The 8,662-nt window shown below is 61.9% G+C and carries 8 protein-coding genes; 5 read left to right on the forward strand and 3 right to left on the reverse strand.

What is annotated here, in order from left to right:
- Positions 1–380 precede the first annotated feature (380 nt).
- Positions 381–1,904, reverse strand: coding sequence for a fumarate hydratase (locus tag HGO40_RS29700; RefSeq protein ID WP_250965948.1), 1,524 nt, complete (start codon positions 1,902–1,904; stop codon positions 381–383).
- A 464-nt stretch (positions 1,905–2,368) separates the two neighbouring features.
- Between HGO40_RS29700 and HGO40_RS29705 the strand changes: the two genes are divergently transcribed.
- Genes HGO40_RS29705 through HGO40_RS29715 form a run of 3 tightly spaced genes read left to right on the forward strand, consistent with a single transcriptional unit; the run spans position 2,369 to position 5,181 of the window.
- A complete protein-coding gene (locus HGO40_RS29705; protein ID WP_186706392.1) occupies positions 2,369–3,475 on the forward strand; it encodes a GGDEF domain-containing protein in 1,107 nt (368 codons plus the stop codon).
- Complete coding sequence (locus HGO40_RS29710) at positions 3,468–4,403, forward strand: iron-sulfur-binding ferredoxin reductase (protein ID WP_250965949.1); 936 nt, start codon at positions 3,468–3,470, stop codon at positions 4,401–4,403. The genes HGO40_RS29705 and HGO40_RS29710 overlap by 8 nt, the downstream gene beginning before the upstream one ends.
- A gap of 28 nt (positions 4,404–4,431) precedes the next feature.
- Positions 4,432–5,181: an enoyl-CoA hydratase gene (locus HGO40_RS29715; protein ID WP_250965950.1), complete on the forward strand. Its 750-nt coding sequence runs from the start codon at positions 4,432–4,434 to the stop codon at positions 5,179–5,181.
- A 211-nt stretch (positions 5,182–5,392) separates the two neighbouring features.
- Here the strand turns inward: HGO40_RS29715 and pyk are convergent, their stop codons facing one another.
- Entirely contained in the window at positions 5,393–6,844 is a 1,452-nt protein-coding gene (gene pyk / locus HGO40_RS29720) for a pyruvate kinase (RefSeq protein WP_250965951.1), read from the reverse strand.
- 325 nt (positions 6,845–7,169) lie between these two features.
- Between pyk and HGO40_RS29725 the strand changes: the two genes are divergently transcribed.
- Both HGO40_RS29725 and HGO40_RS29730 read left to right on the forward strand, forming a co-directional pair.
- On the forward strand, positions 7,170–7,541 hold the full coding sequence (locus tag HGO40_RS29725) for a tetratricopeptide repeat protein (RefSeq protein WP_250965952.1): 372 nt from the start codon (positions 7,170–7,172) through the stop codon (positions 7,539–7,541).
- Between the two features lie 285 nt (positions 7,542–7,826).
- Positions 7,827–8,186, forward strand: coding sequence for a PilZ domain-containing protein (locus tag HGO40_RS29730; protein WP_250965953.1), 360 nt, complete (start codon positions 7,827–7,829; stop codon positions 8,184–8,186).
- Between the two features lie 156 nt (positions 8,187–8,342).
- Here HGO40_RS29730 and HGO40_RS29735 read toward each other — a convergent pair.
- Positions 8,343–8,662, reverse strand: a 320-nt coding sequence (locus HGO40_RS29735) for a DUF6124 family protein (RefSeq protein WP_250965954.1), incomplete at its 5' end; no start/stop codon positions are given.

Below are 8,662 nucleotides of genomic sequence, written 5' to 3' on the forward strand. Positions count from 1 at the left end.
CTGTGTTCGCCTCAGAACCCCTGTGGGAGCGGGCTTGCTCGCGAAGAAGCCGGCACATTCAACATTGATGTCGGCTGGCCCACCGCTTTCGCGAGCAAGCCCGCTCCCACAGGGAATTGGCGGTGGGTCAGTTACTTGAATGCTGGATATAAACCATCGTGGCGAGGGAGCTTGCTCCCGCTCGGCTGCGCAGCAGTCGTAAAACCAGTCGGCCGATTTTTCCTGGAGTACTGGGTTGACTGGTTTGGGGCTGCTACGCAGCCCAGCGGGAGCAAGCTCCCTCGCCACAAGGTTGTGTAGGTATGGCTTTGGTGCCTGCATAAAAAAAGGCCGGTGGACTTGTCGCCCCACCGGCCTTTTTCACCGCGCCAAAATGCCTGTTACTGCACTTCGACCGCCAGGCTGTCGCTGATCTTTTTCTGCCAGATGGCAGGACCGGTGATATGCACCGACTCGCCCTTGCTGTCCACCGCGACCGTCACTGGCATGTCCTTGACCTCGAACTCGTAGATCGCTTCCATGCCCAGTTCGGCGAACGCCAGGACCTTGGATTTCTTGATCGCCTGGGCCACCAGGTAAGCGGCACCGCCGACGGCCATCAGGTAGACGGCTTTGTTGTCCTTGATCGCTTCGATGGCGGTCGGGCCGCGCTCGGATTTGCCGATCATGCCCAACAGGCCGGTCTGCTCGAGGATCTGGCGGGTGAACTTGTCCATCCGTGTGGCGGTGGTCGGACCGGCTGGGCCGACCACTTCGTCGCCGACCGGATCGACCGGGCCGACGTAATAGATGAAGCGGCCCTTGAGGTCCACTGGCAAGGTTTCACCCTTGTTCAGCATCTCGACCATGCGTTTGTGCGCGGCGTCGCGACCGGTGAGCATCTTGCCGTTGAGCAGCACGGTTTCGCCCGGTTTCCAGCTCTGCACGTCTTCCGGGGTCAGGGAGTCGAGGTTGACGCGACGGGCCGACGGGCCGGCTTCCCAGACGATTTCCGGGTAGGCGTCCAACGGTGGCGCTTCCAGCGATGCCGGGCCGGTGCCGTCCAGCACGAAGTGAGCGTGACGGGTGGCGGCGCAGTTGGGGATCATGCACACCGGCAGGGAGGCGGCGTGGGTCGGGTAATCCATGATCTTCACGTCGAGCACGGTCGTCAGGCCGCCCAGGCCCTGGGCGCCGATGCCCAGTTGGTTGACCTTCTCGAACAGCTCCAGGCGCATCTCTTCGATACGGTTCTGCGGGCCGCGGGCCTTGAGCTCATGGATGTCGATGGATTCCATCAAGACTTCCTTGGCCATCACCGCGGCTTTCTCGGCGGTGCCGCCGATGCCGATGCCGAGCATGCCCGGTGGGCACCAACCGGCGCCCATGGTCGGAACGGTCTTGAGCACCCAGTCGACGATGGAGTCGGACGGGTTGAGCATGGCCATCTTCGACTTGTTCTCGGAACCGCCGCCCTTGGCCGCCACGTCCACTTCCACGGTGTTGCCCGGGACGATGGAGTAGTGGATGACCGCCGGGGTGTTGTCCTTGGTGTTTTTGCGAGCGCCTGCCGGGTCGGCGAGGATGGAGGCACGCAGGACATTTTCCGGCAGGTTGTAGGCGCGACGCACGCCCTCGTTGATCATGTCGTCCAGGCCCATGGTCGCGCCATCCCAACGCACATCCATGCCCACGCGCACGAACACGGTCACGATGCCGGTGTCCTGGCAGATCGGCCGATGGCCGGTGGCGCACATGCGCGAGTTGATCAGGATCTGTGCCATGGAGTCACGGGCCGCCGGCGATTCTTCGCGCAGGTAGGCTTCGTGCATCGCCTGGATGAAATCCACGGGGTGGTAATAGGAAATGAACTGCAGGGCGTCGGCGACGCTCTGTATCAGGTCATCTTGCTTGATCACGGTCATGAGTCGCGCTCCTCTCTAAAGACGGGAACATTCAATAAGGTGCCGGCCGCTTGGGTGCATCGGTCGACGGGCGGCACCTCTATAAGGCACGCCGGGCATGCTGGCGCGACGCTAAAAAGGCGCGGCAGTATATCGCAGGCCAGCATCCTGTGGGAGCGAGCTTGCTCGCGATCGCGACGGACTGATGAGGATGGCGGTGAAAGCCTGTGGCGAGGGAGCTTGCTCCCGCTGGGCTGCGCAGCGGCCCCAGGATTTTGCGGTCGCTGCGCAACCGAGCGGGAGCAAGCTCCCTCGCCACAGGGATATCAGGGGCGCGAGCCACTGCGTCAATTGGGCCATTGCTTTGACGCCATTTTTCTGCTCCAGAATTGAATGGTCATTTGTCCTACACGCCACTAAAGTGGCGTCTGGCCTGTAGCGTAGGACGCCTCCTGTCAGTTTCCTTTCCCATGGTGAGTCAACGATTGACCCATAACGCCATTCAACGTCTTTTGCTGAAACGCTTCGCTTTGGCGGCCGCGACGTACGCGCTGGCACTGGTTTTGTTGTGGCTGGCATTTTTCAGTGGGCATTACCTGGACTCGTTGCGCGGTGTCATCATCGGCAGCGTGTTGGTCGTGCTGTGCCAGGCCGGGCTGTTCACATTGTTTATCACCGACCGCAACCTGCGCTTTGCCGACCCCAGCCTCACCGAAGTCCAGGTGTTGATCGGCCTGGGCTGGCAGACCTGGATGATGGCGCACCTGGACCAGGCCCGGGGCGTGTTCCTGGTGTTTTATGTGCTGATTCTGTTGTTCGGGCTGTTCCACCTGTCACGCCGGGCCTTTGTGCGCTGCGCGTCGCTGGTGTTCATCAGTTTCACCGCGATTACCCTCTGGGACGGTTATTTCTTCAGGCTTCCCGATCCCACCTTGGCCGGGTTGCAGGTGGCCGTGCTGTTTCTCGTGCTGGTGTGGCTGGTGTTTTACGCCCGCTACGTCCAGACCTCACGCCAGCGCATGCGCCAGCGGCGGTTTGCCTTGCAGGCGCACCAGGACACCTTGCGCGGCATGATGCGCCAACTCGAAGACCTGGTGGCCACCGATGAGCTGACCGGGCTGTTCAATCGCCGGCATTTCCTGCGCCTGGCCTCCCGCGAACTCAACACCCTCCGGCCCGGCGTCGCCCATGGCCTGGCCCTGATCGACCTTGACCATTTCAAGCGCATCAACGACCTGCACGGCCACGCCGCCGGCGATCAAGTGTTGCAGGCGTTCGCCGCTGTCGCCACGGCGTGCCTGCGTGAAGGCGATGTACTGGCTCGTTATGGCGGCGAGGAATTCGTCATGCTGCTGCCCGCTTGCGACCCCCAGCGCCTGACGGCCTGTTGCGAGCGGCTGCGGCTGGCGTTCACCGAAGTCGAGCTGATCGGCCTGCAGGTCGGCGCCCTCAGCCTGTCGGCGGGCATGACGATGCTGGACATGGGCGATGACCTGGACAACGCGTTGCAGCGGGCCGACCAGGCCCTGTACCGTGCCAAGCGAGACGGCCGCAATCGGTGCGCCGCCGCTTGGGAGAACGTCGATGCCTGAACTGACAGTCGCCGGTCGACACTGGACGGTGGCGGCGGGCAGTAATCTGCTGGACGCCTTGAACGGTGCCGGCGTGCCGGTGCCCTACAGTTGCCGCGCCGGGAGCTGCCACGCTTGCCTGGTGCAGTGCGTGGGTGGCGACGTGCGTGACAGCCGTCCCGATGCCCTGAGCCCGACGCAGCGCGACCAGGGCTGGCGGTTGGCGTGTCAATGCCAGGTGGTGGAGGATGTGCAGATCCACACCTTCGATCCGCAACGTGACGGCCAGGCCGCCCAGGTCATGGCAGTGGATTGGCTGGGCGGCGAGGTGTTGCGCCTGCGCGTCACCGCCGAGCGGCCGCTGCGGTATCGGGCCGGGCAGCATCTGGTGCTGTGGGCCGGCGACGTGGCCCGGCCATATTCCCTGGCAAGCCTGCCCGAAGAAGACCGTTTCCTGGAGTTCCACCTCGATTGCCGTGAGCCCGGCCAGTTCATCGAGGCGGCCCGGCAGATGAACGCCGGCGACCCGATCCGCCTGGGCGAGCTGCGCGGTGGCGCCTTGCACTACGATCCCGACTGGCATGCCAGGCCGCTGTGGCTGCTCGCCGCCGGGACGGGCTTGGCGCCGCTGTTCGGCTTGCTGCGCGAGGCGTTGCGCCAGCATCACCAAGGCGCGATTCGCCTTATTCACGTGGCCCATGACGCGGCCGGGCATTACCTGGCCAAACCCCTGGCGGCGCTGGCGGCCAAGCATCAAAACCTCTCGGTGGAGCTGCTGACCGCGGCCGAGGCGCCGTCCGCCTTGGCGCAACTGCGGCTTGTTTCCCGGCAAACCCAAGCTTTACTCTGCGGCCATCCCGACCGGGTCGAGGCCTTTGCCAAGCGTTTGTACCTGGCCGGCTTGCCGCGCAATCAACTGCTGGCCGACGTCTTCCTGCCCCGTGGTTGAGCGCTGATTTCCAGACGCGAGACCGACCATGACCGAAACCTTGCTGCTCGACCGTGAACGCGGCCTGCTGACCGTGCGCTTGAACCGCCCGGACAAGAAAAACGCCCTCACCCGGGCGATGTACAGTCAATTTGCCCACGCCTTGACGACGGCGGACAGCGACCCGCAGATTCGCGCGGTGCTGCTTACCGGCTCCAGCGCTTGCTTCACCGCCGGTAACGACATCATCGACTTCCTCGAACAGCCGCCGAACGACCTCGATAACCCGGTATTCCAGTTCATGCTCAGCCTGATCGATTGCCGCAAACCGGTGATTGCCGCCGTGGCCGGGCCGGCGGTGGGCATCGGTACCACGATGCTGCTGCATTGCGACCTGGTCTACGTCAGCCGGGATGCGCGGCTGCGCATGCCGTTCGTCAACCTGGGTTTGTGTCCGGAATTCGGCTCCAGCCTGATCCTGCCACGGCTGCTGGGCCAGGCCAAGGCTGCGCAATTGTTGCTGTTGGGCGAGGGCTTCAGTGGTGAGCAAGCTGTCGCCTGGGGCATCGCCACCGAGGCGCTGGACAATGGCGAAGCGGTGTTGGCCAAGGCCAGGGAAGTGGCATTGCGCTTCGAATCGCTGCCGCCGGAAGCGGTGCGCATCAGCAAGCAACTGATGAAAGCGCCGGACCGGGAAGCATTGCGCAAGGTGATCGAAGAGGAGGGCAAGTTGTTCACCCAACGCCTGCGCTCGCCCGAGGCGGTGGCGGCGTTGTCGGGGTTTATCAACAGGCGTTGAGTTTTTTGGTGCCTGGTCCGGCCCTATCGCGAGCAAGCTCGCTCCCACAGGGTTTTGTGTTGAACACATTATTGATGAACACCACAGACCTACTGTGGGAGCGAGCTTGCTCGCGATGGCGGCAGATCAGGCAGCACAGGCTTCAGCAGGCAAAAACCAAAAAGCCCCGCCATTCACACGGCAGGGCTTTTGTTTTTCAGCGCTCGGTCACTCAGACCATCGGGTCGCCAACGTGCAGGATCTTCATCCCGTTGGTGCCGCCGATGGTGTGGTAGCTGTCGCCCTTGGTCAGGATGACCCAGTCGCCGGTCTGCACCACGCCGCGCTTGACCAGTTCATCCACCGCCGCCTGGCTGACTTCGCCCGGTTGCAGGGCCGCCGGGTCGAACGGCACGGTGTAGACGCCACGGAACATCGATGCGCGGGCCTGGGTTTCGCGGTGTGGGGAGAACGCGTAGATCGGCACCGAGGAGCGGATGCGCGACATGATCAGCGGCGTGTAACCACTTTCGGTCAAGGCGAGGATCGCCTTCACGCCCGGGAAGTGGTTGGCGGTGTACATCGTCGCCAGGGCGATGCTTTCGTCGCAGCGCTCGAAGGTCTTGCCGATGCGGTGGCTGGAGGTCTTGCTGGTCGGGTGCTTTTCAGCGCCGATGCAGATACGCGCCATGGCCTGCACCGCTTCGAGCGGGTAGAGGCCGGCGGCGCTTTCGGCCGAGAGCATCACGGCGTCGGTGTAGTCGAGCACGGCGTTGGCTACGTCGGACACTTCGGCGCGGGTCGGCATCGGGTTCTGGATCATCGACTCCATCATCTGGGTCGCAACGATCACCGCTTTGTTGTGGCGGCGTGCATGCAGAATGATCTTCTTCTGGATGCCCACCAGCTCGGCATCGCCGATTTCCACGCCCAGGACGCCACGGGCCACCATCACGGCGTCGGACGCCTTGATCAGGCCGTCGAGGGTTTCGTCGTCGGCCACGGCTTCGGCGCGTTCGATCTTGGCCACCAGCCAGGCGGTGCCGCCGGCTTCGTCGCGCAGTTGACGGGCGTATTCCATGTCCGCCGCGTCACGGGGGAAGGACACGGCCAAGTAGTCGACTTCCATTTCCGCGGCCAGCTTGATGTCGGCCTTGTCTTTTTCGGTCAGGGCTGGGGCCGTCAGGCCACCGCCGCGACGGTTGATGCCTTTGTGGTCCGACAGCGGGCCGCCGATGGTCACGACGCAGTTCAGTTCGGTGGCGGTAGCGGTCTCGACGCGCATCACCACGCGGCCGTCGTCGAGCAACAGCTCGTCGCCCACGCCACAGTCCTTGACCAGGTCCGGGTAGTCGATGCCGACCACTTGCTGGTTGCCTTCGGTCAGCGGGTGGCTGGTGGAGAAGGTGAAGGCGTCACCGATCTTCAGCTCGATGCGCTTGTTGGCGAATTTGGCGATACGGATCTTCGGGCCTTGCAGGTCACCCAGCAGGGCAACGAAGCGGCCGTGCTTGGCAGCGAGGTCGCGCACCAGCTTGGCACGAGCCTTGTGCTCGTCGGGGGTGCCGTGGGAGAAATTCAGACGGGCAACGTCCAGGCCAGCCAGAATCAGCTGTTCGAGAACTTCCGGCGAATTACTGGCCGGGCCAAGGGTAGCGACGATTTTGGTGCGACGGACGGACATGCAAGACTCCTCAAGTTCAAGCGCCAGCGAAGGCTACTATGCTCTTTGGGTGTAGTCATTGTTCATATGCACTACTTTTTCGTTTGTTTTTCGAAATGAACATTCCTGAAAATTTTTGCGCCTTTAACTTACTTAAGCCGAACACTGCTCTTGTGGCGAGGGAGCTTGCTCCCGCTGGGTTGCGCAGCAGCCCCAAAAAACAGGGCCGCTGCGCGCCCCAGCGGGAGCAAGCTCCCTCGCCACACAGGTGTTCACCATGGGAGTGTTTTCGGCTGAAGATTTTCCCCGCCAGGTCGATACAGAGCTCAAGACAGGAGAACCTCCCATGCGATTCGTGCTTTTTGTTGCCCTGGCCCTGAGCGTCACGGGCTGTACCCGTTGGTCAATGAACCACCACATGAACCTGGCCTACAAGGCCTATGACCGTGGCAATTGCGAGCAGGTCATGCTTGAGCTGTCCAAGGTCGACCGCGCCAGCCGTGCCCGCCGCTATATGCAGCCGGAAGTCTCGATGCTGCGTGGCCAGTGCCTGGAGCGGCAGAAGCTGTTTATCGATGCCGCGCAGACCTACCAGTTCATCATCGCCCAATACCCTAACAGCGAATACGCGTTCCGCGCTCGTGCCCGGCTCGAGACGCTGCAGAGTCTGGGTCATTACCCGAGCCGCAGCGCGTCGGCGATCCGTCCTGCTTCTTGACCCCCCTCCCGTGGCCAGGAGTAATCCTGGCCATCCGTCCTCTGCCCGTCGTGTTTATGAAAATTAATATATGGGACTGGTTGCCATCTTAGCTTGGGCTATATTTGTACAAGTCATGGCTAGAGCAACATCTCTACTTTTTCAGAAGCACCTGAGACCGGCAGAAGTAGGCTCATAGACGGTTTTAGCGTCTGGCACCGGGATTGGGGAGAGCGGGCTCGCTTGGGTTCGTTCCGAAGTGATCGGTTGGCCCGGTATGTGGCCGCTAAGAAAGCGATACAGGACATGTACAAGGAACGCCGAATCGAACGGCATCAATTGCCGTATTTCCTCAGAGTATTCAACGCTGTCAACGACAGGCCCATCGGTTTCCTGGGCAATGTTTCCGAGAATGGGCTGATGTTGATCAGCCATTTACCGTTGATGGTCGGTGCGGATTTTGACTTGCTCCTGAAAATCCCCGCCGAGGAAGGACCGCAGCAAAACATCCAGTTGAAAGCCAGGTGCCTGTGGTGCCATGAAGACGTGACGCCACAACATTTCGATGCCGGTTTCAGCCTGCTGGCGGCATCACCGGACTATGGGCAACTGGTGAGCGCGTTGCGGCAGTATTTCAGTTTCTATCCGTTGCCGGCGTCGGCCTGAGCATTTAGCTGTCACTCACTTTGTGGGAGCGAGCTTGCTCGCGATAGCGGTGGATCAGCTAACATCAATGTTGAATGTACCGGGCTCATAGAGAGCAACCAAGCAACCACCAGAGATATACAAAGGGAAGTCAGCATTACAGGTCATTCGGCTTTTTTAGCGCTGAACCCTCGCCTCGTTATCCAGCATCTTCTCCAGCAACAACACCCCCATCTCGCCCATCTGATGAATCGCCAACGCCAGGTTGCGCGGGGCGCCTTCCAGGTCTTCCGATAGATCCAGGATCAACGTGCTTACCGAACAGAAGGTTTCGTAGGTGTGGGCGAGCATGCCTTCGGGGTCGGCGTCGGGGGCGACGATGAAGTAGTCCGGTTGTTTGTAAGGTTTTTTGTCGGGTTGGCCGTGGTTGGGCTTGAGGTAATAGTCGAGGGCTTTTTGGGCGGCTTCGTCGAGCCTGTCTGTTTTAAACTTCTCCG

Origin of the sequence: Pseudomonas sp. CG7 (assembly GCF_023701885.1) — a bacterium.
Lineage (GTDB): Bacteria > Pseudomonadota > Gammaproteobacteria > Pseudomonadales > Pseudomonadaceae > Aquipseudomonas > Aquipseudomonas zanjanensis.